The organism is Pseudomonas stagnisoli (assembly GCF_048595745.1).
Lineage (GTDB): Bacteria > Pseudomonadota > Gammaproteobacteria > Pseudomonadales > Pseudomonadaceae > Aquipseudomonas > Aquipseudomonas alcaligenes_A.
The window spans coordinates 3,264,183-3,289,793 of record NZ_CP184361.1; the positions used below are offsets into that span (position 1 = coordinate 3,264,183).

Here is a 25,611-nt window from a genome sequence, read left to right on the forward strand (position 1 = left end):
CAACAAGATGGGAGGCCGCATGCACTGCCCCACCCCGCACGACCTGCTGATCAAGCCGCGTCAGCCCGAATTTGCGCTACCCTCGCCCTGGCTGCGCCACTGGCACAGCGGCGACGCCTTCAAGAGCCACTTCTTCGATGCCATGTCGTTGCTGTTTCCCGACGGCGAGCGTTTTTTCATCGACTCGGTGCGCGCCTACCGCGACCAGGTGACCGACCCGCAGCAGCAGGCACAGATCCGCGGCTTCATCGGCCAGGAGGCACATCACAGTCGTGAACACCAGCACTACAGCGAGGCCCTGCGCGAGAGCGGCTACGACCTCGATTATCTGGAGCGGCGCCTGAAGAAACGCCTGGCCTTCGTGCGCAGGCATCTACCGCCCAAGGTGCACCTGGCGGCAACCACGGCCGTGGAACACCTGACCGCGATCATGGCTGACGCCATCCTGCAGAACCCGGACTGGCTGGAAGGTGCCGATCCGACCATGGCGCGCCTGTGGCGCTGGCATGCGCTGGAGGAAAGTGAGCACAAGGCGGTGGCCTTCGACCTCTACCAGCAAGTCTGCGGCAAGGTCTGGCTGCGCCGCCGCGCGATGCTGCAGAGCACGTTCTTCTTCACCCTGGATACGATCAAGGGGCTGGTGCACATGCTGCGCCGCGACGGTTTGCTGTGGAACTGGCGGATCTGGCGCGACGGCCTGGGTTGGCTGTGGGGAAGCCGCGGCATACTCAAGCCGCTGGTGCGAGCCTATTTCGACTTCTACCGGGCCGACTTTCACCCCTGGCAGCACGACAACCTGCAGCTGATCCTGGAGCGGCGCTGCGAGTTCGACCCGCTGGAGGTCAGCTGATCAATCCCAGTCCCTTGGCCCGGGCCACAGCCTGGGTACGCCGCTCCACACCGAGCTTGCTGTTGATGTGGCGGGCGTGGGTTTTAACCGTATGCAGGGAGATGAACAGTCGCTCGCTGATCTCCTGATTGGAACAACCCAGGGCGATCAACCGCAACACCGCCAGCTCGCGGGTACTCAGCGCCTCGGCAGTGCCAACAGGCAGCGGCTCGACTGCAAGCTCATCCGGCAGGCAGCGGCGCAAATCCTCGCACAGCGCGGAAGCCGGTGCCGTTTGCAGCTGTGCCCGCAGCCACGCCGGCTGATGGGCAAGCAGTTCGTAGAATGGCAGCAGCGTGCCACCGCTGGCCAACTCCAGACCGGCTAGCAGCTGCTGCTGGGCATCTCGCTCACGACCACCGGCATACAGCAACAGACTCAACTGCACCTGAGCAAACACGCCGAGCAGTTGCCCCCCTTGGCTCTGGGCGCGCTGGGTCAGCGCTCGCAATCGGCGCTCGGCGGCCTCCAGCTGGCCCGTACGCCGCTCCAGGGCCGCACGCTGCAGCTCGATGTGCAGCGGCAGCTGCGGATGGAACTCGGGCGCGGCGGCAGCCAGCTCACCGCCGTAGGTCTCGGCCAGGCGCAACAACCAGGCGTTAGCCAGGTCGACCTGCCCCTGACTGAGCCACAACTCGCACTTGGTCACGGTAATCATCGCCAGGTAGTACACCGGCGGCACATCCCAGATATGCATCAGGCGCTCAGCCTCGGCCAGCAAGGCGAATGCCTCATTGAGTCGCCCCAGGCGCCCCTCCTGACTGGCCAGGATGCAGTAGCCGACCAGCAGGCTGATATCACGGCAGGCGCGCGCCTCGGCGATACCAGCCTGCAAGCGCTCACGGGCCTGCTCCGGACACAGGCGCAGGGCGAGCAGAAAGCCCTCGTACAGAGTCAGCCGTGCACGCACCGCATACACCCGCTGGCTCGGCAGGCCACGCAGGCGCTCAAGACCGGCTCGCACCTCCTCCAACGCACGAAGTATCTCGCCGCGGGCCAGCAGCACGCGACCGCGATCATAGTGACAGAAGGCCTCGAACAGCGGGTTGCCGTGACGCTGGGCCAGTTCCAGAGCCTCGCGATTGAGGCCGCGCGCACGCCACAGATCGCCCCGCACCACCGCCAGGTTGGCCAGCGTGGAGAGGCACAGCAGGCGCGAGCCGTAGTGCTGGCCAGGCATGCCTGCCAGAGCCTGACTGCAGTAAAGCTCGGCGTTGTCGCTGTCACCGCGACCGCGAGCAATCACGCCACTGATGGCCAGCCATTGCGCCAGCAGCGATTGCTGCTCGGCGCCACTGGGGGCCGGCAGGAAGCGCTGCAGGTGGTTGGCCAGGTCTTCCGCTGCGTCCAGCTGACAGGCCAGGGCCAACGCCCAGCTATAGAGCAGGATCAACCGTGGGGTGCTGGTCAGCAGACTGTCGGGCAGGTCCATCTTCCAGCGCAGCAGCATGGCGACGTTCTGTTCGGCCAGCAGATGCTCCTCGGAGAAGTTCTGCACCAGACTGGCCGCCACATCCGGCTGACCTGCCCGCAAGGCCTGCTCGACGGCCTCGTCCAGGCGGCCCTGACTGCTGAACCAGCGACAGGCCCGCAGGTGCAGGCGAGACAGCGGCTGCGACAGCTGGCTGGCCGGATTGGCGCGCAGCAGATCGGAGAACAGGTGGTGGTAGCGGAACCAGTGGCCCTGCTCGTCCAGCGGCACCAGAAACACCTGGTGCGCCTGCAGGTGCTGGAGCATGGCGGCACTGTCATGGCTGTCGCGCACCGCATCGCACAACTCGGCGCAGAAGCGATCGAGGCAGGCGGTGTCATACAGAAAGGCCTGCAGCTCGGGCGGCTGGCGCTCGATCACCTCCTCCAGCAGGTAATCGCGGATCATGCCCTGAGCGCCGTGCAGACCACGCTCACCCTCGGCGGCAGTGAGCAGCCACAGGCGCAAGCCGGCGGCCCAGCCCTCGCTGCGCTGCACAAGGTTGTCCAGCGCCTCGCCAGGCAGCTCGGCCCCCTGCTCGAAAAGCAATTCACGGGTCTCGTCGAGGGTCAGGCGCAGATCCTGCTCCTGCAGCTCAAGCAGTTGCCGCGACAGGCGCAAGCGGGCCAGATGCCAGTCGGGGCGCTGGCGGCTGGTCACCAGCACCAGCATGCCGGCCGGCAGATGATTGAGGAAGAATTGCAGGCAGCGATCCAGTACCGCACCTTGAGCCAGGTGGTAATCATCCAGCACCAGCAGCAGCGGACTGGCAGGATCTAGGCGTTCGCCCAACTCGTCGAGCAATCCATCCAGCCATTCTTCGAAAGCGAAAGGCTGGTGGCGCTGGCGCATCTTCAACAGCCCCAGAGCCTCATCGCCTATCCGCGGAAAATGCTGACGCAGCCCTTCCAGCAGGCGTTCGAGGAAACGCCCGGGATCACCATCGCGCCGGTTGAGGCTTAGCCAAAGGCTCTGCCAGTGGGCAGGCAGGCGCTCACAGAACTCCACCGCCAACGAACTCTTGCCAAAACCGGCCGGTGCGCAAACCAGCAGCAGGCGCCCGTCCATGCCCTCTTCCAGACGCTCACACAAACGCGGCCGCAGCACATGACCAGCAGGCAGGGGGGGACGGAAGAAGCGCCCCTCGCCGGCGGAAACCGGAAAGCTGGCGACAGCGGAAGAACGGGACAGGTCAGTCACAGGCGGAATCGGCATCCAGGCGCGAAATGTCCGCAGACTATCCGCTCGCGTCTTGCATTTGAAGTCCACACCGTCCGCCAGAAACGAAAAAGCCGGCACTAGGCCGGCTTCTTCGATCACGCAACGATTAACGCACGCCAGCCTGACGCAGGGCTGCCGGGGTGTAATCGGTGGTCGCGGCCTTGTAGTTGAAGTCGTAGGATTGTTTCTCCTCGTTCTTCATACCCAGGGCCAGGTAACGACCGGAGATGATGTCGTGCAGCGTCTCAACGGTGTACCACGGCACTTGCTTGTCGTAGTAGTACTGGGCATGAGCCTCAGCCACACGCCACAGAGCGCCACGACCGTCGTAGTGGTCGATCACCGCGGCCTGCCAGGTGTCCTCGTCGATGAACACATCACGCTTGGCATAGATGTGACGCTCGCCAGCCTTCAGGGTGCCGGTTACGTGCCACACGCGATGCAGCTCATAGCGAGTGTGGTCCGGATTCAGGTGGCCGGCCTTGATGATGTCGGCGTACTTCAGCTTCGGCGAGTCCAGCTTGTAGGAGTTGTACGGAATGTAGATCTCCTTCTTGCCGTTCAGCTTCCAGTCGTAACGGTCAGGAGCACCGTTGTACATGTCGAAGTTGTCGGAAGTACGCAGACCGTCGGCGGCGGTACCCGGGCCATCGTAGGACACCTGCGGAGCACGGCGCACACGACGCTGACCGGCGTTGTACAGCCAGGCCAGACGAGGCTCTTTCACCTGGTTCAGGGTCTCATGGACCAGCAGGACGTTACCGGCCAGACGTGCCGGAGCAGTCACGCGCTGCTTGAAGTAGAACAGGATGTTGCTCGGCTTGCTCGGATCGTAGTCGGTCAGGCTGGTCGGGAAGGTGAACTCATCCTGGAAGTAAACCAGGCTGTAGGAACCATTGGCCTGCGGAGTGGCCTGAGTTACCAGGCGACGCACGCTGCCACCGCGATAGCGGGTAATCTGGTTCCAGATCGCTTCCAGGCCGTTCTGCGGGATCGGGAAGGGGTACGCGGTCTTGAAGTTCTCCAGACCGTTACCGCCCTCGACCAGTTTGGTGCTGGTGGCGTTGACTTTCACATCATCCAGCACGCTCTGCGGAGCAGTGGCAGAACGGTGAGTCGGGTACACCGGGATCCGGAAGCTGTCCGGGTAACGCTTGAACATCGCCTGCTGACCGGGGGTCAGCTTGTCCTTGTACTGATCAACGTTCTGCGCGGTGATGGTGAACAGCGGTTGCTCGCTGGCGAACGGGTCGGACAGGAAGCCACGGTCATCGGCAGTACCGGCGTTCTTCGGCAGGCCACCGGTCCACTCCGGGATGGAGCCGTCGGCGTTACCGGCCTTCTCGGCACCCAGCGGAGTCAGGGTGGTGCCCAGCTTGGCAGCCTCTTCGGCGGAAACGGCAGCCATGACGCTGGTGGCCAGCAGGGACAGCGCCAGGACGCCGGATTGCAGCATGTACTTTGTTGTTTTCATTTGCATGTGTTCCCTCAAGAATCCTGGTCTCTTAGAAGCTGGCGCCGACGCTGAAGGCTACGAAATCGCGGTCGATCTGGGTGTTGTAATCGCCGCCGAAGAAGTCGGTGTAGGACAGGTTGGCGGTGTAAGTGTTCTGGTACTCGGCCTCGAGACCCAGGCTGACAGCCTTACGACCTTCCTCGAAGTTGGCACCCGGACCAGGCGAATAGCCATCGACATCATGCGACCAGGCGATGCTCGGACGCAGGTTGATACCGGCGAACACATCCGGGTAATCCCAGATGGCACGAGCGCGGTAACCCCAGGAGCTGTGAGTGGTGAAACCGTCGTCGTTACAGTTCTTAGTTGCATTGCTGTAGTCAGCATTACCTACAGCACCAGCAACGGTCACATTATTCAGGCGCTCACAGGTGCCGTTAGGCAGTTCGCCTGGACCAAAGACCGGATCACGGCCGTAACGGGCAACGCTGTTGTTCTCCAACCCACCCACGAAGGTCATACCGGCCTCACCCACCAGAGTCAGACGACTAGCGCCCATGACCTGATCAAAGAAGTGGGTGAAAGTAGTCTGAATCTGTGTTACTTCCTTGCGGTTATAACCATGGCGAGTAGCGCCCGGTGCAGCACTGAGAACCGAGGCATCAGCGTATGGATTCGCAGCGTTCGGATTGTTGATTGGGCGTACCGCCGAGTAAAGAACATCGGTGGTGTTCAGGGCGACCGGAGCGTTGGGGCGATAGCTGATCTCACCGCTCCACGCCGTGCCGGTAGGCAGTGTGGTAGAGAAGCTCAGACCATAAAGACGGATGTCTTCAGGGTACTCGATGAAGTACTCGGAGTTGCCCGCAATTGCCAGTGCAGCACCCGAGCTAGAAAGCGGCAATACGCGGTTAGCCACGTTATAAACGCTTTGCGACGGGGCAGTCGCACTGAGAATAGGGGCACGACTGTGATAATTCATGGCGTAGGCGCCGAATTCAGTATCCAGAGGCTCATAGAAGTAACGGAATGCCAAGCCCCACTGACCATCATCGCGAGCGTCACGATCGGCACCGCGGACAACTAGGTTACCCTCCGAGTTGGTATCCAGCGGATCCAGGCCGGCAGGGACCAAGAACAATCGGTTCAGGGTGCTTACAGTCGCAATGTTGTTAGACAGCAAGCGCAGGTTGTCATCGCAACCATCCGCCGCCACATCCACCTGGGAGAAGAAAGTACCGCAGTTATCAACAACGGTCTGCTCCCACTCCAGCTGGTAGAAAGCTTCCATCGACAGGTTGTCGGTCAGGCTCTGCGATACGTAGAACATGTTGACCGGAATCAGACCTTCCTTGACTTCCGCGCCAGGGCGGCGGAAAGCGGATACGTCAACCGGGTTGATCGCGTTGATGCCGTTCTGGATGAAGGTACTCTCACCCCAGCTCACCACCTGCTTACCCAGGCGCACGGAACCCGGCTGCTCGGCAATGCTGTAGTTGTGATAAACAAACGCGTCGAGGAACTCGGCACCGGCGGCTTTAGCGCCTTCTTTACGGTTGGAGTCGTCGATGTCCTTGAACAGGCGGCTCTCGTCCTTCAGCTCGAAGTCGTACCAGTACTTGCCACGGACGAACACGCCGGTGTCACCGTACTTCAGCTCGAGGTCGTGAATGCCCTTGAAGATTTTCGAGAAGGTCTCGCCCTTCTTGAAGTTCAGGCGGCCGTCATCAGTGGTCTGCGACAGGCCCTGGCCGCCGTTGTTGACGCCGATCAGATCACGATCGGCACTGCGCACCGACCAGCTGGCACCCACGGACAGGGTGGAGTCGAGCTGACCCTCGATTTCACCGATATTGAAACTGACGCCGAAAGCCGGGGCAGCGAGGGTTGAGGCAAGGCTGACTGCCAGGGGCAGCTTGGCCATACGCCAGAACGGTTTAGTGGTTGTCATCGACGCTACTCCATGTGTTTTTGTTATGGATGCCACGGACTATAGCTACCACCCCCCTAGGCTTGATCCCCCTAAAGTGTGATTTCCAGTCCCCAGCCTCTCTAGACCGGTCGGTCACGCACTAACGAGCCAACCAGATTCATCACGCGACAGCAATTTACAAGCCAAGCGTTTGCTCGGATGGGGCAGCGAAATGCTCCGATGCCCCGTCTTCCGGGCTCAGAGCGTCGACAGGAACGCACTGCCCGCGGCTTGCCACTGGGCGATATCAAGACGAATACGTTTCTTGTCGAGCTTACCCACGCTGGTTTTGGGAATATCGGTAACAACTGCGATCTGACTGGGTATTGCCCACTTGTTGATGTGGCCCAACTCGACGAAGGGAATGAGGTGCTCTTTCAGCCCCTTGGCATCCAGTGTCTGCCCTTCACGCAGCACGAGCAGGGCGAAGGGACGCTCACCCCATTGCGGATCGGGAATGCCGACCACCGCCACTTCCCGCACGGACGCATGGCGACTGATCAGATCCTCCAGCTCCAGGGACGACAGCCACTCGCCACCGGTCTTGATCACATCCTTGATGCGGTCGCGGATGTCGATGAAACCGAAGTCGTCCAGGGTCGCGACGTCGCCAGTGTGCAGCCAGCCGTGCTCCCACAGTTCGGCGCTCTTCTGCGGCTCGTTGAAGTAGCCCATGGTCAGCCAGGGCGCGCGCAGCACCAGTTCGCCCTGGGTTTCACCATCCGCTGGCAGCAGTTGGCCGTCCGGCCCCATCAGCGCCGCCTCCACCAGCGGCACAGGCACGCCGGCCTTGATCCGATAGGTAACGCGTTCGTCCTCACTGCCGACCTTGAACTCCTCGTTGATGTGCGCGCACGAGATCAGCGGGCAGGTCTCGGACATGCCATAGGCTGCGGTCAGCTGGATGCCTCGCGCTTTGGAGGCCTCATAAAGGGCGCGATTCAGCGCGCTGCCGCCAATGATGATCTTCCAACCGGCGAAGTCCTGCCCCTGCCCGGCCTTGGCATTGAGCACCATCTGCAGAATGGTCGGCACGCAATGGGAGAAAGTTACCTTCTCCTTCTGCCACAGCTGGACCAGCAGTTCGGGGTCGTAGCGCCCGGGGTAAACCTGCTTGATGCCCATCATGGTGGCCACGTAGGGAATGCCCCAGGCATGCACGTGGAACATCGGGGTAATCGGCATGTAGACATCGTCGGTACCGAGCAGGCGCACACTGTCCAGGCTGCCGAGCACAGCAGCCTCGGCCAGGGTATGCAGCACCAGCTGACGATGGGTGAAATAAACGCCCTTGGGGTTGCCGGTGGTACCCGTGGTGTAGAAGGTAGTGGCCACCGAGTTCTCGTCGAAGTCCTGGAAGTCGTACCGGGTACTGGCCGCAGCCAGCAGGCTCTCGTACTCGCCGACCAGATTGGGCAGGTCGGCGGTCTTCTCGGCCCCGTCGGTGAGCAGGATGGTCTTCTCCACCGTGGTCAACTGGTCCTCGACCGCCTTGTACAGCGGCACGAACTCGCTGTTGACCAGCACGAAGCGGTCCTCGGCATGATTCATGGTGTAGAGGATCTGGTCGGCGGACAGGCGGATGTTGATGGTGTGCAGCACCGCGCCGATCATCGGGATGGCGAACATGCACTCCAGGTAACGGTGACTGTCCCAGTCCATCACCGCCACGGTGTCTCCGGCCTTGACCCCGGCCGCGCTCAGCACGTTGGCCAGGCGCGCAACGCGCTCGTTGAAGGTGGCGTAGCTGTAACGCATCTGGTCGCGATAGACGATCTCGCGAGTCTTCTCGTAGCGGCTGCCGGAGAGCAGCAGGCGCTTGATCAGCAGCGGAGCCTGGTTAGCGTTGGCGGTCGGCGGAATGACACGGGTCTGCAGCATGGCGGTAACCTGTTTTTGGAGTTTTTCTTGGTCGCCAATCTAGAACCGCTCTAGCCCAGACTTAATCCACCCAAAGGATGATTTTTCCCGTGACTCTTTGGCCATTACCGGTCACGCAGTAGAATCGAATCGTTCCTGCCGTTCCGGCTTCACTCTTCAGAGGTAATACCGATGTCCGATATCGTCATCGTCAGCGGCGCCCGCACCCCCATGGGTGGTTTCCAGGGCAGCCTGTCCAGCGTGCCTGCCGTGGAGCTGGGCGCCCTCGCCATCCGCGAGGCCGTGGCCCGTGCCGGTATCCAGCCTGCCGACGTGCAGGAGGTGATCATGGGCTGCGTACTCCCCGCCGGCCTCAAGCAGGGCCCGGCCCGCCAGGCCTCGCTGGGCGCCGGCCTACCCGCCGCCACCGGCTGCACCACCATCAACAAGCTGTGCGGCTCCGGCATGAAGGCCGTGATGCAGGCGTTCGACGCGCTCAAGGCCGGCAGCAACGACGTCATGGTGGCCGGCGGCATGGAAAGCATGTCCAACGCCCCCTACATCATCGAGAAGGCCCGCACCGGCCTGCGCATGGGCCATGGTGAGATCAAGGACCACATGTTCTTCGACGGCCTGGAAGATGCCCGCACCGGCCGCCTGATGGGCTCCTTCGCCCAGGAAACCGCGGACAAGTACGGCATCACCCGCGAGGAAATGGACGCCTACGCCATCGAATCGCTGAAACGCGCCCAGGCCGCCATCCAGAGCGGTGAACTGGCCAGCGAGATCGTCCCGGTCACCGTCACCAGCCGCAAGGGCGAAGTGGTGGTAAAGGATGACGAACAACCGCTGACCGCCAACCTGGACAAGATTCCGACCCTCAAGCCAGCCTTCAAGAAGGACGGCACCATCACCGCCGCCAATGCCAGCTCGATCTCCGACGGCGCCAGTGCCCTGGTCCTGATGACCGCCGAGGAAGCCGCCAAGCGCGGCCTCAAGCCGCTGGCGAAGATCGTCGCCCATGCTACCCAGAGCCAGGACCCGAGCGAGTTCACCATCGCGCCGATCGGCGCCATGAGCAACCTGTTCAAGAAGACCGGATGGAGCAAGGACGACGTCGACCTGTACGAGATCAACGAAGCCTTCGCCATGGTCACCATGCTGGCCATGCGCGAACACGGCCTGGACCACGCCAAAGTCAACGTTTACGGCGGCGCCTGCGCCCAGGGCCACCCGGTGGGTTCCACCGGCTCACGCCTGATCATCACCCTGATCAACGCCCTGCAGAAGAAGGGCGGCAAGCGCGGTGTAGCCTCGCTGTGCATCGGCGGCGGTGAGGCGACTGCCGTGGCGATCGAACTGCTGTAACCGGCGCGCAAATGAAAAGCCCCGCCTAGGCGGGGCTTTTTTATGGGCGACTGCTCAGCGCAGCTCGGTAAAGGCCAGCTTTACGCCCAGACCCACCAGCACCGCGCCCATCAGCCGGTCGAACCAGTGCCCCAAGCGGGCAAAACCGGCGCGCACCCGGCGCTGGCTGAACAACAGCGCCACCAGGCAGAACCAGATCGCCGTGGCAAAGGCCAGGTAGACGCCATAGCCGGCCTGCACTGCCAGCGGCGTATGCGGGTTGATAACCACGGTGAACAGGGAAAGGAAGAACAGCGTGGCCTTGGGGTTCAGGCCATTGGTGACGAAGCCGGTCATGAAGGCTCCACGCGGCGAGCGCTCGGCGCCATCGCCAACCACCTCCAGGCTGCCCGGTGCCGCCGGCTTGGCGCGCAGGGCCTTGATGCCGATGTAGAACAGGTAGGCCGCCGCCAGCCACTTCAGCGCGTTGAACAGCACGATGGACTGCGACACGATCAGGCCGATGCCGAGCAGCGAATAAGCCACATGGACGAAGATGCCGGTGCCAACGCCCAGTGCCGTCCAGGTACCGGCGCGGCGACCATGGGCCACACTCTCGCGCACCACGATGGCGAAATCCGGCCCCGGGCTGGCCACGGCCAGCAGGTGGATCAGCGCCACGGTAAGAAACTCTGCCCAGTACATGAGGCCTCCTAGGGGTGGGAATCGATCGAACAGGCTGGCAACCTTACGCCAGCCCCCGCCATTCGCAACAGGTACAGCTGATGAGCAATAGCCCTCGCGCGGTCTTTCTCGACCACGCCTCCCTCGACCTCGGCGATCTCGACCTGGCGCCGCTGCGCCAGGTGTTCGGCGAACTGATCCTGCATGACGCCAGCACCCGCGAGCAGGTCGTCGAGCGCCTGCAGGGCGCCCAGGTGGCGATCAGCAACAAGGTGCGCCTGGATGCGGACACCCTGGCCGCCTGCCCCGAACTTAAGCTGATTCTGGTGTCCGCCACCGGCACCAACAACATCGACCTGGCCGCCGCCCACGAGCGCGGCATCACGGTCGCCAATTGCCAGGGCTACGGCACCGCCTCGGTGGCCCAGCACGCGCTGATGCTGCTGCTCGCCCTGGCCACCCGTCTGCCTGACTACCAGGCGGCGGTTCGTGCGGGCGCCTGGCAGCGCGCCAGCCAGTTCTGCCTGCTCGACTTCCCGATCATCGAACTGCAGGGCAAGACCCTCGGCATCCTCGGCCATGGCGAACTGGGCGGTGCCTTTGCACGCCTGGCCGAGGCCCTGGGGATGCGCGTGCTGTATGGCGCCCTGCCCGGCCGCCCCGCCCGCGCCGACCGCCTGCCGCTGGGGGAGCTGCTGCCGCAGGTCGATGCACTCAGCCTGCACTGCCCATTGACCGAGCAGACCCGCCACCTCATCGGTGCCGCCGAACTGGCGCTGCTCAAGCCTCATGCCCTGCTGCTCAACACCGCCCGTGGCGGCCTGGTCGACGAACAGGCCCTGGCCGATGCCCTGCGCGCCGGGCACCTGGGCGGCGCGGCCTTCGATGTGCTCAGCGAGGAACCGCCGCGCCATGGCAACCCGCTGCTGGCGGACGATATCCCGCGCCTGATCATCACCCCGCACAACGCCTGGGGCAGCCGCGAGGCGCGCCAACGCATCGTCGGCCAGCTGTCGGAGAATGCCCGCGCCTTCTTCGCCAGCGCCCCCATCCGCGTGGTCAACGGGTAAACTACGCGGCTTTTTTACCGGGAGATGGCCATGGACCCACGAAGCGAGGTGCTGCTGCGCCAGGCGGAGCTGTTCCAGGGCGAGCTGCTGCTGGCTGGCCTGCCGGCCGACGACCTGCTCGGCCAGTTGCCGCGCGCCCATGGCTGGAGCTGGCATGCCGGCGAGCAGAATGCGCTGCAGGCGCGCTTTGCCGGGCGCTGCCAGTTCGGCACCGGCGCGCCCGAAACCGTGTTCGACAGCGCCGTGCTGTTCCTGCCCAAGTCGCGCGAACTCACCGATTACCTGCTGCAGGCCCTGGCCGCGCGCCTGGCCGGCCGCGAGTTGTATCTGGTTGGCGAGAAGCGCGCGGGCATCGAGCGCGCCGCCAAGCAGCTGGCCGTGTATGGCAAGCCGCGCAAACTGGACAGCGCCCGCCACTGCCAGCTGTGGCAGGTGACGGTGGAGCACGCCCCCGCAGTACCCGACCTGCACAGCCTGGCCCAGCGTTTCGAGCTGCCGCTGGCCGACGGCCCGTTGCCGGTCATCAGCCTGCCCGGCGTATTCAGCCATGGCCGCCTGGACCGCGGCAGCGCCCTGCTGCTGGAGCAGCTGGACGGTCTGCCGCAGGGCCATCTGCTCGACTTCGGCTGCGGCGCCGGGGTGCTCGGTGCGACGCTCAAGCGCCGCTACCCGCAGAGCCAACTGACCCTGCTCGATGTCGATGCCTTCGCCGTCGAGAGCAGCCGCCTGACCCTGGCCGCCAATGGCCTGGACGCCGAGGTGATCGCCGGCGACGGCATCGACGCAGCGCCCACGGGCCTCGCCGCCATCGTCAGCAACCCGCCGTTCCACAGCGGCGTGCACACCGACTACCAGGCCAGCGAACACCTGCTGCGCCAGGCTGCCCGCCACCTGGACAAGGGCGGCGAGCTGCGCCTGGTGGCCAACAGCTTCCTCAAATACCCACCGCTGATCGAACAGCACCTGGGCCCCTGCAAGACGCTGATCGAGGCCGACGGCTTCCGCATCTACAGCGCCCGTCGCCGCTAAACCTTTCATCCGCACCCACTTGAGCGTCCGCCCGCAGGTCGACGCTCCGGAGCCATTTTTCGTGACCGATAGCAGTACCCCGCAGCCGCATCTGCAACGCGCGCTCAAGCCCCGCCACCTGAACATGATCGCCATCGGCGGCTCCATCGGTACCGGCCTGTTCGTCGCCTCCGGCGCCACCGTGGCCAGCGCCGGCCCAGGCGGAGCGCTGCTGGCCTATGCGCTGATCGGGGTGATGGTGTACTTCCTCATGACCAGCCTCGGCGAGATGGCGGCGCACATGCCGGTATCCGGCTCGTTCAGCACCTATGGCAGCCGTTTCGTCGACGATGGCTTCGGTTTCGCCCTGGGCTGGAACTACTGGTACAACTGGGCGGTGACCATCGCCGCCGAGCTGGTGGCGGCGCAGCTGATCATGAGCTTCTGGCTGCCGGAGGTGCCTGGCATCTACTGGAGCGCGCTGTTCCTCGGCCTGATGTTCCTGCTCAACGTCTTATCGGTGAAGGGCTTCGGCGAGAGCGAGTTCTGGTTCGCACTGATCAAAGTGGTGACGGTGATCGTCTTCATCGGCATCGGCCTGGCCACCATCTTCGGCATCATGGGCGGCATCGAGTCGCCCGGTTTCAGCAACTTCACCACCGGCGACGCGCCTTTCGTCGGCGGCCTGCAGGCCATGGTCGGGGTGGCGATGATCGCCGGCTTCTCGTTCCAGGGCACCGAGCTGATCGGCATCGCCGCCGCCGAGTCGGAAAACCCGAAGCGCAACATTCCCATCGCCATCCGCCAGGTGTTCTGGCGCATCCTGATGTTCTACATCCTGGCGATCTTCGTGATCGGCATGCTGATCCCCTACAACGAGCCGAGCCTGCTGCAGAACGATGCCAGCGACATCAGCGTCTCGCCCTTCACCCTGCTGTTCGAACGCGCCGGCTTTGCCGCCGCAGCCAGCGTGATGAACGCGGTCATCCTCACCGCCATCCTCTCGGCCGGCAACTCGGGCATGTATGCCTCCACCCGCATGCTCTACACCCTGGCCATGCAGGGCAAGGCGCCGCGCTTGTTCGCCCGCCTCTCCGCCAACGGCGTGCCGCGCAACGCGCTGTATGCCACCACCCTGGTGGGCGCCCTGTGCTTCTTCACTTCCATCGTCGGTGACAGCACCCTGTACACCTGGCTGCTGAACACCTCGGGAATGTGTGGATTCATCGCCTGGCTGGGCATCGCCGTGTCGCATTACCGCTTCCGCAAGGGCTACCTCGCCCAGGGCGGGCGCCTGGCGGACCTGCCCTACCGCGCCAAGCTGTTCCCCTTCGGCCCGCTGTTCGCCTTCAGCCTGTGCCTGGTCATTACCCTGGGGCAGAACTACCAGGCCTTCATCGGCAACGGCATCGACTGGGCCGGCCTCATCGCCACCTACATCAGCCTGCCGCTGTTCCTCGCCATCTGGTTCGGCTACCGCCTGAAGAAAGGCGCCCGCCTGGTGCCCTACCAGGCCATGGACGTGCGCGGTAGCGACGACTGAGGTTGCCACCCCGGCGCGCTTTGGGCACAATGCGCGCCGTCCTAGGGGAGTAGTCTCCCGTGAGCGCCAGCTCACCCGGCGTGCGTCAACACACTTGCTCCGCAGAGCATGGCGCATGCGACCCGAGGCCCTCGCGGCCTGGGTTTGACAAGACCTATGACACGCACACCTCAGCCCGGGGCGGGGAGGTAGTACGTGTCATAGAACAGTCAAACCCGCCCCCTATAGGAACGCCTGATGCTGGAATCCCTGTTCGTACCCACCGGAATCGTCGCGCTCGCCGAAATCGGCGACAAGACGCAGCTGCTTGCCCTGCTGCTGGCCGCCCGCTTCCGCCGCCCATGGCCGATCATCTGGGGCATAGTGGTCGCGACCCTGGCCAATCACTTCGCCGCCGGCGCCGTCGGCAACTGGGTGGCCGGCTTCTTCTCCGCCACCACCCTGAGCTGGGTGCTGGCCGCCTGCTTCGCCGCCGTGGCCGTGTGGACGCTGATCCCGGACAAGCTGGATGACGATGAAGCGTCCGCCCTCAACAAGTACGGCCCGTTCCTGACCACGCTGATCGCCTTCTTCCTCGCCGAGATGGGCGATAAGACGCAGATTGCCACCGTGATGCTGGCCGCGCAGTACCCGCACTTCCTGATGGTGGTGATCGGCACCACCCTGGGCATGCTGATCGCCAACGTGCCGGTGGTGCTGGCCGGCAACTTCGCTGCCGATCGTCTGCCGCTGACGCTCATTCGTCGGCTCGCAGCGCTGGCGTTCGCCCTCCTCGCGGTGTACGCAGCCTCTCAGGCACTGGGGTTGACGGGAACGCTCTGACGCAGCGTGACGAGAACTGGCGCACAGAAGGGGGCTGTTACGACTCACGAGGCTGGTAATCTGTGCAACGGATTGCGCAGTACCCGCTTGGAGGGAGTTGTACATGTCACTGGACGAGATGAAGAAGCGCGTGCGCCAGCACATCGACCTGACCTGGAATCGCGGCCGCCTGGCGCTTGCCGAGCAGATGCACAGCCCCGATTTTCTCTACAAGAGCTCGTTCGTCGGGCATCCACTGGGCAGCACTGCGTTCGTCCAGATGGTGCAGAACATCCGCAGCGCCATGCCGGACATGGAGGTGGTCGTCGAGGAGTGCATCGCCGAAGCCAACAAGGTGGTGACCTGGAGCACCCTGATCGGCACCATCGAGAAGCCGGCACTGGGCTATCCGCCCAGCGACAAGGTCCTCAGCATCTCGGCCATGGCCTTCTGGACCCTGGCGCCGAACGGCGATATCCGCGAGATCTGCACCATGTTCGACATGGAGAGCTTCCGCGCCCAGCTCGGCCTGGAAAGCCGCCCCTTCGCCGAAAAGGCCCTGCCCTGATACGACAACGGCGCCCGAGGGCGCCGTTGTTCCTTATTTCCTGGCCTGCTCGTAAAGCGGCATCACCTTGGGGATAGCCGCCTGCAGGGCAGCGATGCGACTGCTCGACGAGGGGTGGGTGCTCATGAACTCCGGCGGCGCACCACCGCCCGCCTTGCTCATCTTCTGCCACAGGCTGATCGCCGCGTTCGGATCGTAACCGGCGCGCGCGGAGAGCTCGAGACCAATGATGTCCGCCTCGTTCTCGTTGGAGCGGCTGTTGGGCAGCATCATCAGGTATTCGACGCCGGTATCAGCCATCTGCTTGCCAGCGTCGCCCAGCCCCAGCAGGGCCGCCCCCACCTGGGTGGCCATTTGCGTACCGTAAGCCTTGGACATGGCCTCGCGGCTGTGCTCGCGCAGAGCATGGGCGATCTCGTGCCCCATCACCGCCGCCAACTCCGCATCTGTCAGCTGCAGTCGCTCGATCAGGCCGCTATAGACGATGATCTTGCCGCCCGGCCCGCAATTGGCGTTGAGCTCCTCACTGTCGATCAGGTTGACCTGCCAGTTCCACTGCGCAGCGTCGGCACGAAACACCGGCGCCTGGGCAATCAGCCGGCGGGCAATGGTCTGAACCCGCTGGGCATTGCGGCTACTCTTATCCAGAACCCCCTTGCCGGCAGCCTCGTTCAGCGTCTGCTGGTAGGCCTGGGCATACATGCTGTCGACCTCCTGGGCCGACAGCATGCTGAACATGTACTGCTTGCGCTCCACGCCCACCGCGCCTCCGCTGGTGGTATTCACGGCCTGGCAGGCCGTCAGCAGGGGAAGGACGGTCAAGGCCGTCAGGCGAAACAGGTTGTGCATGTCGGATCTCCGTTAAAACAGGGCTCTTATGCTAGGCCGCCGAACACGAAGGAACAATGTCCGGCTTGCACTCTGACCATCGGCCATCTTTTCTAGTTGCAGAGAGGGCTAATGCTTTGATGTAAAGCAGCCGATAACCAGGGACCGGTGCAACCCGATGATGTGGAGTCCCTATGCGCTTCAAGTCCATCCAGTTTTCAGTTGTTGTTCTGGCGGGTGCCAGCGTGCTGGCCGTTGTCGTGGCACTGGTGCTCTACGCGCTGTTCGCGGGATCGCGCACCCAACATCTGGTGCATGATCGCACCCAGGCACTGCTTGAACAGGTCATCGATCAGCGCCTGATCGCACTGGCCGAAGCACAGGTCGGCAAGCTGCAACGCCAGTTCGAGACGCCGATGACCGTTGCCAAATCGCTCGCCACCCTGAACAGCCAGATGGCTCCTGGCGAGGACGGCGCAGCCAGGGTCAGCCTTAGTCGCGACGAATTGTCGAATCTGGTTTCCGTCTATCTGGACAAGAACCCTGAGCTGATCGACCTCTACATCGGCTGGGAACCCAACGCTTTCGATCAGGACGATGATCTCTACGCCGGCCAGGAGGCCAACGGTTACGACACCACGGGCCGCTTCATGCCCTGGTGGTACCGCGACGCTGGGCAATTGAAAGTCGCCCCGCTCACTGCGGCCCAGATGGAGAGCGAGAAAATCCTGCCCACCGGAGTGCGCGAGGGCGAATACTACCTGTGCCCCAAAGCCACCAAGCAACCCTGCGTGATCGACCCTGCCTCCTATGACTTCGGTGGCAAGCAGGTCCTGGTGTCTTCGTTCAACGCGCCGATTATCGTGGACGGCCAGTTCAAGGGGGTCGCGGGTAACGACCTGGCGCTCGATTTCATCCAGGGTCTGCTCAATACCGCCAATGCCAGCCTTTACGAGGGAGCAGGCGAGCTGGCCCTGATTGCCTCCAACGGCACCCTGATCGCCGCGACCGAGGATGCCAAGCTGGTAGGCCAGCCCGCGACCCAGGTCCTCGATGCAGAACTGCTGGAGCGTCTCAAGCAAAGCAGTGGTACCGAACCGATTCTCAAGCGTGATGAGGGACAGAACCTCTACCAGTTGCTATTGCCCTTCCAGGTCGCGGGCACCTCAACGCGCTGGGCCCTGGCCATCGAACTGCCAACCGAGGCAGTGCTGGCAGAGCTGCATCAGCTACAGGACGACCTCGCAGCCCAGGCGCACGAGGACACCTTCAGCATGGCCCTGATCGGCCTGCTGGTGGCCGCTTTCGGGCTGCTGGTGATCTGGTTCGTCGGCTACGGCATCGCCCGCCCCCTGAAGGACATGGCTGCGATGCTTGATGATATTGCCAAGGGCGATGGCGATCTGACCGTGCGCCTGCAAGTGGATCGTGCCGACGAGCTGGGGCAGATCGCCAGCGGCTTCAACACCTTCCTCAACAAGCTGCAGAACATGATCCGCGACGTGGTCGGCTCGGTGCAGAAAGTCAGCGATTCGTCTGAACATACCGCCGATATTGCGATTCGGACCAATCAGGGCGTCCAGCGCCAGATGGCGGAAATCGACCAGGTTGCCACCGCCGTGCATGAGATGACTGCCACGGCCCAGGATGTCGCACGCAACGCTACCCAGGCCGCCGAAGCGGCCAGCCATGCCGACCGCTCGGCCAACGACGGCAAGCGCATTGTCGAAGGGACCGCCAAGGCCATTTCAGCACTGGCCAACGAGATAGGCCGTGCCGTGGGCGTGGTGCAAACCCTGGCCAAGGACAGCGAGAACATCAACGCCATCCTGGTAGCCATTCGTGGCATTGCCGAGCAGACCAACCTGCTGGCTCTCAACGCCGCCATTGAAGCGGCCCGGGCTGGCGAGCAAGGTCGCGGCTTCGCAGTGGTGGCGGACGAGGTACGCAATCTGGCACAGAAGACCCAACAGGCGACCGAGGAAATCCAAGCGATGATCCAGCAGCTGCAGCACGGTACCCGCGAGGTCGTCAACGTGATGGAGCAGAGCCAGGCACGCACCGATGACAGCGTGCAGCAGGCGCAGATTGCCGCATCGGCACTGGAGGAGATCACTCAGGCGGTGTCCGTGATCAATGACATGAACACCCAGATTGCCAGCGCTGCGGAGGAACAGAGTGCGGTCGCGGAAGACATCAACCGCAACGTCACCAATATCGGCCAGGTAGCGGTGGAGGTGGCCGGCGGCGCGGACGAGGCCAGCGCCGCCAGCGCCGAGCTGACGAAGCTGGCCGAGCAGCAGCGGCGGTTGATCAATCAGTTCAGGGTGTAGTTCGCAGGCGGGGCGTACTGCCCTGCTGCTGCCTCAGTGTTTGTGCGCCCAGCGCTGGCGCAACCACTCCAGGTCTTCCGGGCGGGTGATCTTCAGGTTGTCCGCCCGCCCCTCCACCATTTTCGGCGCCTGCCCGGCCCATTCCAGGGCCGACGCCTCATCGGTCACCGCCACCCCTGCCACCAGCGCGTCGGCGAGGGCGCGATGCAACGCGGCGAAACGGAACATCTGCGGCGTGTAGGCCTGCCAGATCAGGCTACGGTCGACCGTCTCCGCCACCCGGCCATCTGCACCGATGCGCTTGAGCGTATCGCGCGCCGGCACCGCCAGCAGACCGCCGACCGGGTCATCGGCCAGCTCGGCGAGCAGTCGGTCCAGATCACTGCGTGCCAGGTTGGGTCGCGCGGCATCATGCACCAGCACCCAGTCGCCTGCCTGCGCCCCCAGTTCGACAAGGCACAGCAGTCCGGCCAGCACCGAATCGGCGCGCTCGGCACCGCCTTCGACGCGCTGGATGCGCGGATCAGTGGCGCAAGGCAGGGCAGGCCAGTAGGGATCGTCCGCCGCCAGGCTGAGCACCAGGCCCTTGAGGCGCGGATGATCAAGGAAACAGTCGAGGGTGTGCTCCAGGATGGTCCGCCCGGCCAGCTGCAGGTACTGCTTGGGACGGTCGGCACGCATGCGCGAACCGATACCGGCGGCAGGAATCACCACCCAGAAGGGAGGAAGCTCGTGCGCGATCATTCGGCGAGCTGGTAGAGGGTCTCGCCCTCTTTGACCATGCCCAGCTCGTGGCGGGCACGCTCTTCCACGGTTTCCATGCCTTTCTTCAGCTCCAGCACCTCGGCCTCGAGGATGCGGTTACGCTCCAGCAGGCGCTCGTTCTCGCCCTTCTGTTCGGCAATCTGCCGCTGCAGCTCGGCGACCTGCGCCAGGCTGCCCTCACCCACCCACAGGCGATACTGCAGGCCGGCCAGGACCAGCACGAGCGCGACGAACAGCCAGTAAGGCGCTTTGTTAGACATGGGGACGCGAATATCCATACAAAAAGGGCAGCTTGCGCTGCCCTTTTACCATTCCCGGCCTAGCCGCGGAACTCGGCACGGCCCTTGTAGGGCGCTTTGCCGCCGAGCTGCTCTTCGATGCGCAGCAGCTGGTTGTACTTGGACACGCGATCCGAACGGCACAGGGAGCCGGTCTTGATCTGACCGGCAGCGGTGCCGACGGCCAGGTCAGCGATGGTGCTGTCCTCGGTTTCACCGCTGCGGTGCGAGATCACCGCGGTGAAGCCGGCAGCCTTGGCCATCTGGATGGCTTCCAGGGTCTCGGTCAGCGAGCCGATCTGGTTGAACTTGATCAGGATCGAGTTGCCGATCTTCTCTTCGATGCCGCGCTTGAGGATCTTGGTATTGGTCACGAACAGGTCGTCGCCAACCAGCTGCACCTTCTCGCCGATCTTGTCGGTCAGGACTTTCCAGCCAGCCCAGTCGGACTCGTCCATGCCGTCTTCGATGGAGATGATCGGGTAGCGCTGGGTCAGGCCGGCCAGATAGTCGGCGAAGCCTTCGGCGCTGAACACCTTGCCTTCGCCAGCCAGGTCGTACTGACCATCCTTGAAGAACTCGGAGGAAGCGCAGTCCAGGGCCAGGGTAATGTCGGTGCCCAGCTGGTAGCCAGCGTTGGCCACGGCCTCGGCGATGGCGGCCAGGGCGTCTTCGTTGGAAGCCAGGTTCGGCGCGAAGCCGCCCTCGTCACCCACGGCGGTGTTCAGGCCACGGGCCTTCAGCACGGCTTTCAGGTGATGGAAGATCTCGGCGCCCATGCGCAGGGCGTCGGCGAAGTTCTTGGCGCCGACCGGCTGGACCATGAACTCCTGGATATCGACGTTGTTGTCGGCGTGCTCACCGCCGTTGATGATGTTCATCATCGGCACCGGCATGGAGTAGACGCCAGGGGTGCCGTTCAGATCGGCGATGTGCGCGTACAGCGGCACGCCCTTGGCCTGGGCAGCGGCCTTGGCGGCGGCCAGGGACACGGCGAGGATGGCATTGGCGCCCAGCTTGGCCTTGTTCTCGGTACCGTCCAGATCGATCATGGCGCGGTCCAGAGCCTTCTGGTCGGTCGCGTCCTTGCCCAGCAACAGGTCGCGGATCGGGCCGTTGATGTTGGCCACAGCCTTCAGTACGCCCTTGCCCAGGTAACGGCTCTTGTCGCCATCACGCAGTTCCAGCGCTTCGCGGGAACCGGTGGAAGCACCGGACGGCGCGCAGGCGCTGCCGATGATGCCGCCTTCGAGGATTACATCGGCTTCTACGGTGGGGTTACCACGGGAGTCGAGAACCTCGCGGCCCTTGATGTCGACGATTTTTGCCATCGCGTGTAGCACTCCAAAAGTTTACGTGAGGGTACGCCCAACGGGCGCGCACTTTACCGGAGAAACGGCCGATCAGGCAGTCTCGATCGGCGGGAAGCTCTTCACCAGATCATCCAGCTGCTTGAGCTGGGTGAGGAACGGCTCCAGTTTGTCCAGGCGCAAGGCGCAGGGGCCGTCGCACTTGGCATTGTCCGGGTCTGGATGGGCCTCGAGGAACAGTCCAGCCAGGCCCTGGCTCATGCCGGCCTTGGCCAGGTCGGTGACCTGGGCACGACGGCCGCCGGCGGAGTCGGCGCGGCCACCCGGCATCTGCAGAGCGTGGGTCACGTCGAAGAACACCGGATACTCGAAGGACTTCATGATGCCGAAGCCGAGCATATCCACCACCAGGTTGTTGTAACCGAAGGAGGAACCACGCTCGCAAAGGATCAGCTGGTCGTTACCGGCCTCCTCGCACTTGCGCAGGATGTGTTTCATCTCCTGCGGGGCGAGGAACTGGGCCTTCTTGATGTTGATCACCGCCCCGGTCTTGGCCATGGCCACCACCAGGTCGGTCTGCCGCGAAAGGAAGGCCGGCAGCTGGATGATGTCGCACACCTCGGCCACCGGGGCGGCCTGGTAAGGCTCGTGGACGTCGGTGATCACCGGCACGCCGAAGGTCTTCTTCACTTCCTCGAAGATCTTCATGCCCTCTTCCAGGCCCGGGCCGCGGAAGGAGGTGACGGAAGAACGGTTGGCCTTGTCGAAGCTGGCCTTGAACACGTAGGGAATACCGAGCTTCTCGGTGCCCCGTACGTACTCCTCGCAGGCCTGCATGGCCAGGTCGCGCGATTCCAGCACGTTGATGCCACCGAACAGCACGAACGGCTTGTCGTTGGCGATCTCGATGCCGCCGACCTTGATGATCTTCTGAGCCATATACCTTTCCTTAGAGTCTGTTCATGCTCTCGCGAGCTAGAGCCATGCCAGGCGAAAACAGGTGAGGAAGCGCAGTTTACCGAGAGTAAATGAGCATTCCGAGCCTGTTTTCAACGCAGCAGGGCCGACGCGTAGCAGAGCATGGACTGACTCTTATGCCTTGCCGGCCTGTTTCAGGGCTGCCTTGACGAAGCCACTGAACAGCGGGTGGCCATCGCGCGGGGTGGAGGTGAATTCCGGGTGGAACTGGCAGGCGACGAACCACGGATGATCCGGAGCCTCGACCACCTCGACCAGCGCGCCGTCGGCGGAGCGACCGCTAACCTTGAGACCAGCGGCCTCCAGCTGCGGCAGCAGGTTGTTGTTCACTTCGTAGCGATGGCGATGGCGCTCGACGATCACGTCCTTGCCATAGCACTCACGCACGCTGGAGCCGGCCATCAGCTGGCAGTCCTGCGCGCCCAGACGCATGGTGCCGCCCAGGTCGGAGGCTTCGGTACGGGTTTCCACACTACCGGCGGCGTCCTGCCACTCGGTGATCAGGCCAACGACCGGGTGGGCGCTGTTCTGGTCGAACTCAGTGGAATTGGCATCACTCCAGCCCACCACGTTGCGGGCATACTCGATCACCGCCACCTGCATGCCCAGGCAGATGCCCAGGTAGGGAATCTTGTTCTCGCGGGCGTACTGCACGGTGCGGATCTTGCCTTCCACACCACGCAGACCGAAGCCGCCCGGAACCAGGATGGCATCGACGCCTTCGAGCTTGGCAGTGCCTTCGTTCTCGATCTCCTCGGAGTCGATGTAGCGCAGGTTGACCTTGGTGCGATTCTGGATGCCGGCGTGGCCCATGGCCTCGATCAGCGACTTGTACGCGTCCAGCAGCTCCATGTACTTGCCGACCATGGCGATGGTGACTTCCTTCTCCGGGTGCAGCTTGGCGTCGACCACGCGCTCCCACTCGGAGAGATCGGCCGGCTGGCACTGCAGGCCGAAGCGCTCGACGACGATGTCGTCCAGGCCCTGGGCGTGCAGCACGGAAGGAATGCGGTAGATGGTATCGACGTCTTCCAGGCCGATCACCGCGCGTTCTTCCACGTTGGTGAACAGGGCGATCTTGCGGCGCGAGGACAGGTCGATCTCATGGTCGGAACGGCAGATCAGCACGTCCGGCTGCACACCGATGGAACGCAGCTCCTTGACCGAGTGCTGGGTCGGCTTGGTCTTGGTCTCGCCGGCAGTGGCGATGTAGGGCACCAGGGTCAGGTGCATGAACATGGCACGCTTGGCGCCCAGCTCTACACGCAGCTGGCGGGCCGCCTCGAGGAACGGCTGGGACTCGATATCGCCCACGGTGCCACCGATCTCGACCATGGCCACGTCGGCATCGCCGGCGCCCTTGATCACGCGGCGCTTGATCTCGTCGGTGATGTGCGGGATCACCTGGATGGTGGCGCCCAGGTAGTCACCGCGGCGCTCCTTGCGCAGCACGTGCTCGTAGACACGGCCGGTGGTGAAGTTGTTGTCCTGGGTCATGGTGGTGCGGATGAACCGCTCGTAGTGGCCCAGGTCGAGGTCGGTCTCGGCGCCGTCGTGGGTGACGAACACCTCACCGTGCTGGAACGGGCTCATGGTGCCCGGATCGACGTTGATGTAGGGGTCCAGCTTGAGCATGGTGACCTTCAGGCCACGCGCCTCCAGGATGGCCGCCAAGGAAGCCGAGGCGATGCCTTTCCCCAATGAAGAAACAACACCGCCCGTGACGAAGATGTAGCGCGTCATGAAAAATCCTAGAAGTCTGCGTTCAAGCGGTCAGCGCCGCCGGGGTAAGAGCGCAGGCTGGCCTTGGCCAACCTGAAATAAGCAAAGCACTGCGGGTTCCGAGGGAGCCCACAGAAGCAGTAACAAGACGGGAGCGTAGTCTACCGGAAAGGGTCTATCAGCTCAAACCTTGTGCGCTGGTCGGCGGCTGCCAGTGCAATTGCCAGGCGCCATGCTGCGAACCGTCCAGCCCGGGCAGGTTGGCGACCGCCAACAGCTCGTCGCAGCGATACAGCAGCGGCAGGCGCCCGCGCACGAAGGCAGGCAGTGCACGTTCGTTGAGCAGGCGCTTGAGATCACGACGACCTCGCCCCGGCAGCGCCATGATCTCGCCGCCCGCACGATAACGCAGGTGCAGGGGTCCGGCCGGCGGCACACCGAGCAGTTGAACGACGCCATTGTTCGGCAACTGCAGCGGCTGAGTGCAGTCATCCCAGGCCGTAGGGAGCGTTGGCGACTGCAACCACTGCCCGGATAGCCACCATAACCGTTCGTCGGCGCGCCTCAGCTCACCTCCGGCCAGACGCCATATCGGGCTGGTATCGATGCCGGCATCGCGCAGATCCTGCCAGCCCGCCCAATGCTCGGTATCCGGCAGAAGCGTCCGGGGCGCCAGCCAATGCCGCAGAGCATTGCGCTGACGCGGCTCGGACAGCGCCAACAGCGGCACCAGCGCCAGCGAGGGCAATCCCAACCAAGCGAAAGGCTCCTGGTCACGCGCAGCCAGCAGGTCCAGCTCGGCCAGCTCGATGAGCAACTGCTCGGCCTCGCGCAGGTGCTGCGCGCTGCGCGAGAGGTTCACCGCCGCCTGCGGCCAGTGGCACGCCAGGGCCGGCAGCACCTCGCGGCGCAGGAAGTTGCGCGCCAGCCGGGTATCGGCGTTCGAAGGATCCTCGACCCAGCTCAGCGCCTGCTGCCGGGCGTAGCACTCCAGTTCAGCACGAGACACCCTGAGCAGCGGCCGTACCAGCCAGCCAGCCCCCAGGCGACGGCTCGGCGGCATGCCGCCCAGGCCACGCACACCAGCACCGCGCAGCAGACGCAGCAGCAGGGTCTCGGCCTGATCATCACGGTGCTGCCCGGTCAGCAGCAGCTCGCCCTCCCCCAGCCGCCCGGCAAACGCGGCATAGCGTGCCTCGCGCGCCGCCCGCTCGAGGCTGGGACCGTCGTCAACACGCACCCGTTCGACATGCAGGGGCACACCGAGACGGTCGCACAGCGCCTGGCAGTGCTCTGGCCAGGAATCGGCCGCCGACTGCAGGCCGTGGTGCACATGCATGGCGGACAGCGGCGGCAGGGCTTCGCGTTCGCGCAGGGACGCCAGCAGGTGCAGCAGCACGGTCGAATCCAGGCCGCCGGACAGGGCGATGCGCCAGGCCGGTGCCGCGCGCCAGGGGCGAAGAAATTCGAGCAGGGAGAGTTCGAGCGCAGTCATGCCGCCAGCTTA

20 protein-coding genes, 1 pseudogene and 1 riboswitch are annotated in these 25,611 nt (G+C 64.0%); of the genes and pseudogenes, 9 read left to right on the plus strand and 12 right to left on the minus strand.

The features are described from left to right. The first annotated feature begins 19 nt into the window (after positions 1-19). The gene (locus ACOAPY_RS15835; RefSeq protein WP_465153942.1) at positions 20-850 is read left to right on the plus strand and encodes a metal-dependent hydrolase; all 831 of its coding nucleotides are present in this window, start codon (positions 20-22) and stop codon (positions 848-850) included. Here the strand turns inward: ACOAPY_RS15835 and ACOAPY_RS15840 are convergent. The 4 genes from ACOAPY_RS15840 to ACOAPY_RS15855 form a co-directional block, all read right to left on the minus strand. Next, positions 843-3,560: a LuxR C-terminal-related transcriptional regulator gene (locus tag ACOAPY_RS15840; protein WP_465153943.1), complete on the minus strand. Its 2,718-nt coding sequence runs from the start codon at positions 3,558-3,560 to the stop codon at positions 843-845. The two genes, ACOAPY_RS15835 and ACOAPY_RS15840, sit on opposite strands and share 8 nt — an antisense overlap. A gap of 127 nt (positions 3,561-3,687) precedes the next feature. Then, entirely contained in the window at positions 3,688-5,055 is a 1,368-nt protein-coding gene (locus ACOAPY_RS15845; protein ID WP_465153944.1) for a DUF1329 domain-containing protein, read from the minus strand. Between the two features lie 31 nt (positions 5,056-5,086). Beyond that, a complete protein-coding gene (locus ACOAPY_RS15850; protein ID WP_465153945.1) occupies positions 5,087-6,988 on the minus strand; it encodes a DUF1302 domain-containing protein in 1,902 nt (633 codons plus the stop codon). A gap of 219 nt (positions 6,989-7,207) precedes the next feature. Next, entirely contained in the window at positions 7,208-8,890 is a 1,683-nt protein-coding gene (locus ACOAPY_RS15855) for a fatty acid--CoA ligase (RefSeq protein WP_465153946.1), read from the minus strand. Positions 8,891-9,061: 171 nt separating this feature from the next. Between ACOAPY_RS15855 and ACOAPY_RS15860 the strand changes: the two genes are divergently transcribed. Beyond that, positions 9,062-10,237, plus strand: a complete 1,176-nt coding sequence (locus ACOAPY_RS15860; RefSeq protein WP_076425358.1) for a thiolase family protein — start codon at positions 9,062-9,064, stop codon at positions 10,235-10,237. A gap of 54 nt (positions 10,238-10,291) precedes the next feature. Here the strand turns inward: ACOAPY_RS15860 and ACOAPY_RS15865 are convergent, their stop codons facing one another. Continuing rightward, on the minus strand, positions 10,292-10,921 hold the full coding sequence (locus ACOAPY_RS15865) for a LysE family transporter (protein ID WP_465153947.1): 630 nt from the start codon (positions 10,919-10,921) through the stop codon (positions 10,292-10,294). 80 nt (positions 10,922-11,001) lie between these two features. On the opposite strand from ACOAPY_RS15865, the gene ACOAPY_RS15870 reads away from it, so the two are divergent. The 5 genes from ACOAPY_RS15870 to ACOAPY_RS15890 all read left to right on the plus strand — a co-directional run bounded on the left by ACOAPY_RS15870 (position 11,002) and on the right by ACOAPY_RS15890 (position 15,890). After that, the gene (locus tag ACOAPY_RS15870) at positions 11,002-11,970 is read left to right on the plus strand and encodes a 2-hydroxyacid dehydrogenase (RefSeq protein WP_465153948.1); all 969 of its coding nucleotides are present in this window, start codon (positions 11,002-11,004) and stop codon (positions 11,968-11,970) included. A 30-nt stretch (positions 11,971-12,000) separates the two neighbouring features. Continuing rightward, a complete protein-coding gene (locus ACOAPY_RS15875; RefSeq protein ID WP_465153949.1) occupies positions 12,001-12,999 on the plus strand; it encodes a methyltransferase in 999 nt (332 codons plus the stop codon). A 61-nt stretch (positions 13,000-13,060) separates the two neighbouring features. After that, the gene (locus ACOAPY_RS15880) at positions 13,061-14,521 is read left to right on the plus strand and encodes an amino acid permease (protein WP_465153950.1); all 1,461 of its coding nucleotides are present in this window, start codon (positions 13,061-13,063) and stop codon (positions 14,519-14,521) included. Positions 14,522-14,553: 32 nt separating this feature from the next. Next, positions 14,554-14,667, plus strand: a riboswitch (yybP-ykoY riboswitch). 94 nt (positions 14,668-14,761) lie between these two features. After that, positions 14,762-15,343: a TMEM165/GDT1 family protein gene (locus ACOAPY_RS15885; RefSeq protein ID WP_465156828.1), complete on the plus strand. Its 582-nt coding sequence runs from the start codon at positions 14,762-14,764 to the stop codon at positions 15,341-15,343. A 103-nt stretch (positions 15,344-15,446) separates the two neighbouring features. Then, positions 15,447-15,890 (plus strand): ester cyclase, encoded by a 444-nt coding sequence (locus ACOAPY_RS15890; protein ID WP_465153951.1) that lies wholly within the window; start codon positions 15,447-15,449, stop codon positions 15,888-15,890. A 33-nt stretch (positions 15,891-15,923) separates the two neighbouring features. Here the strand turns inward: ACOAPY_RS15890 and ACOAPY_RS15895 are convergent, their stop codons facing one another. Next, complete coding sequence (locus ACOAPY_RS15895; protein ID WP_465153952.1) at positions 15,924-16,739, minus strand: M48 family metallopeptidase; 816 nt, start codon at positions 16,737-16,739, stop codon at positions 15,924-15,926. A 1,253-nt stretch (positions 16,740-17,992) separates the two neighbouring features. Here ACOAPY_RS15895 and ACOAPY_RS15900 point away from each other — a divergent pair. Both ACOAPY_RS15900 and ACOAPY_RS15905 read left to right on the plus strand, forming a co-directional pair. Beyond that, positions 17,993-18,193, plus strand: a pseudogene (locus ACOAPY_RS15900) (HAMP domain-containing protein); the annotation flags it as partial. 114 nt (positions 18,194-18,307) lie between these two features. Next, positions 18,308-19,051 carry a methyl-accepting chemotaxis protein gene (locus tag ACOAPY_RS15905; protein WP_372237602.1) on the plus strand — a complete coding sequence of 248 codons (744 nt, stop codon included), beginning with the start codon at positions 18,308-18,310 and terminating at the stop codon, positions 19,049-19,051. A gap of 33 nt (positions 19,052-19,084) precedes the next feature. Here the strand turns inward: ACOAPY_RS15905 and ispD are convergent, their stop codons facing one another. The 6 genes from ispD to tilS all read right to left on the minus strand — a co-directional run bounded on the left by ispD (position 19,085) and on the right by tilS (position 25,599). Then, the gene (gene ispD / locus ACOAPY_RS15910; protein WP_465153953.1) at positions 19,085-19,795 is read right to left on the minus strand and encodes a 2-C-methyl-D-erythritol 4-phosphate cytidylyltransferase; all 711 of its coding nucleotides are present in this window, start codon (positions 19,793-19,795) and stop codon (positions 19,085-19,087) included. Beyond that, positions 19,792-20,076: a septum formation initiator family protein gene (locus ACOAPY_RS15915; protein ID WP_076425379.1), complete on the minus strand. Its 285-nt coding sequence runs from the start codon at positions 20,074-20,076 to the stop codon at positions 19,792-19,794. The genes ispD and ACOAPY_RS15915 overlap by 4 nt, the downstream gene beginning before the upstream one ends. A gap of 59 nt (positions 20,077-20,135) precedes the next feature. Continuing rightward, positions 20,136-21,425 carry a phosphopyruvate hydratase gene (gene eno, locus ACOAPY_RS15920; protein WP_465153954.1) on the minus strand — a complete coding sequence of 430 codons (1,290 nt, stop codon included), beginning with the start codon at positions 21,423-21,425 and terminating at the stop codon, positions 20,136-20,138. Positions 21,426-21,497: 72 nt separating this feature from the next. Continuing rightward, positions 21,498-22,343, minus strand: a complete 846-nt coding sequence (gene kdsA, locus ACOAPY_RS15925; RefSeq protein WP_465153955.1) for a 3-deoxy-8-phosphooctulonate synthase — start codon at positions 22,341-22,343, stop codon at positions 21,498-21,500. Between the two features lie 153 nt (positions 22,344-22,496). Further along, complete coding sequence (locus ACOAPY_RS15930) at positions 22,497-24,125, minus strand: CTP synthase (RefSeq protein ID WP_237044552.1); 1,629 nt, start codon at positions 24,123-24,125, stop codon at positions 22,497-22,499. A gap of 157 nt (positions 24,126-24,282) precedes the next feature. Continuing rightward, positions 24,283-25,599 (minus strand): tRNA lysidine(34) synthetase TilS, encoded by a 1,317-nt coding sequence (gene tilS / locus ACOAPY_RS15935; RefSeq protein WP_465153956.1) that lies wholly within the window; start codon positions 25,597-25,599, stop codon positions 24,283-24,285. Positions 25,600-25,611: the final 12 nt, after the last annotated feature.

Coding starts and splice junctions, on each gene's coding strand:
- kdsA (WP_465153955.1), bottom strand. CDS start 22,343: ATGGCTCAGAAGATCATCAAGGTCGGCGGCATCGAGATCGCCAACGAC.
- tilS (WP_465153956.1), bottom strand. CDS start 25,599: ATGACTGCGCTCGAACTCTCCCTGCTCGAATTTCTTCGCCCCTGGCGC.
- eno (WP_465153954.1), bottom strand. CDS start 21,425: ATGGCAAAAATCGTCGACATCAAGGGCCGCGAGGTTCTCGACTCCCGT.
- ACOAPY_RS15875 (WP_465153949.1), top strand. CDS start 12,001: ATGGACCCACGAAGCGAGGTGCTGCTGCGCCAGGCGGAGCTGTTCCAG.
- ACOAPY_RS15930 (WP_237044552.1), bottom strand. CDS start 24,125: ATGACGCGCTACATCTTCGTCACGGGCGGTGTTGTTTCTTCATTGGGG.
- ACOAPY_RS15835 (WP_465153942.1), top strand. CDS start 20: ATGCACTGCCCCACCCCGCACGACCTGCTGATCAAGCCGCGTCAGCCC.
- ACOAPY_RS15870 (WP_465153948.1), top strand. CDS start 11,002: ATGAGCAATAGCCCTCGCGCGGTCTTTCTCGACCACGCCTCCCTCGAC.
- ACOAPY_RS15915 (WP_076425379.1), bottom strand. CDS start 20,076: ATGTCTAACAAAGCGCCTTACTGGCTGTTCGTCGCGCTCGTGCTGGTC.
- ACOAPY_RS15895 (WP_465153952.1), bottom strand. CDS start 16,739: ATGCACAACCTGTTTCGCCTGACGGCCTTGACCGTCCTTCCCCTGCTG.
- ACOAPY_RS15860 (WP_076425358.1), top strand. CDS start 9,062: ATGTCCGATATCGTCATCGTCAGCGGCGCCCGCACCCCCATGGGTGGT.
- ACOAPY_RS15890 (WP_465153951.1), top strand. CDS start 15,447: ATGTCACTGGACGAGATGAAGAAGCGCGTGCGCCAGCACATCGACCTG.
- ACOAPY_RS15850 (WP_465153945.1), bottom strand. CDS start 6,988: ATGACAACCACTAAACCGTTCTGGCGTATGGCCAAGCTGCCCCTGGCA.
- ACOAPY_RS15905 (WP_372237602.1), top strand. CDS start 18,308: ATGGCGGAAATCGACCAGGTTGCCACCGCCGTGCATGAGATGACTGCC.
- ACOAPY_RS15865 (WP_465153947.1), bottom strand. CDS start 10,921: ATGTACTGGGCAGAGTTTCTTACCGTGGCGCTGATCCACCTGCTGGCC.
- ACOAPY_RS15855 (WP_465153946.1), bottom strand. CDS start 8,890: ATGCTGCAGACCCGTGTCATTCCGCCGACCGCCAACGCTAACCAGGCT.
- ispD (WP_465153953.1), bottom strand. CDS start 19,795: ATGATCGCGCACGAGCTTCCTCCCTTCTGGGTGGTGATTCCTGCCGCC.
- ACOAPY_RS15845 (WP_465153944.1), bottom strand. CDS start 5,055: ATGAAAACAACAAAGTACATGCTGCAATCCGGCGTCCTGGCGCTGTCC.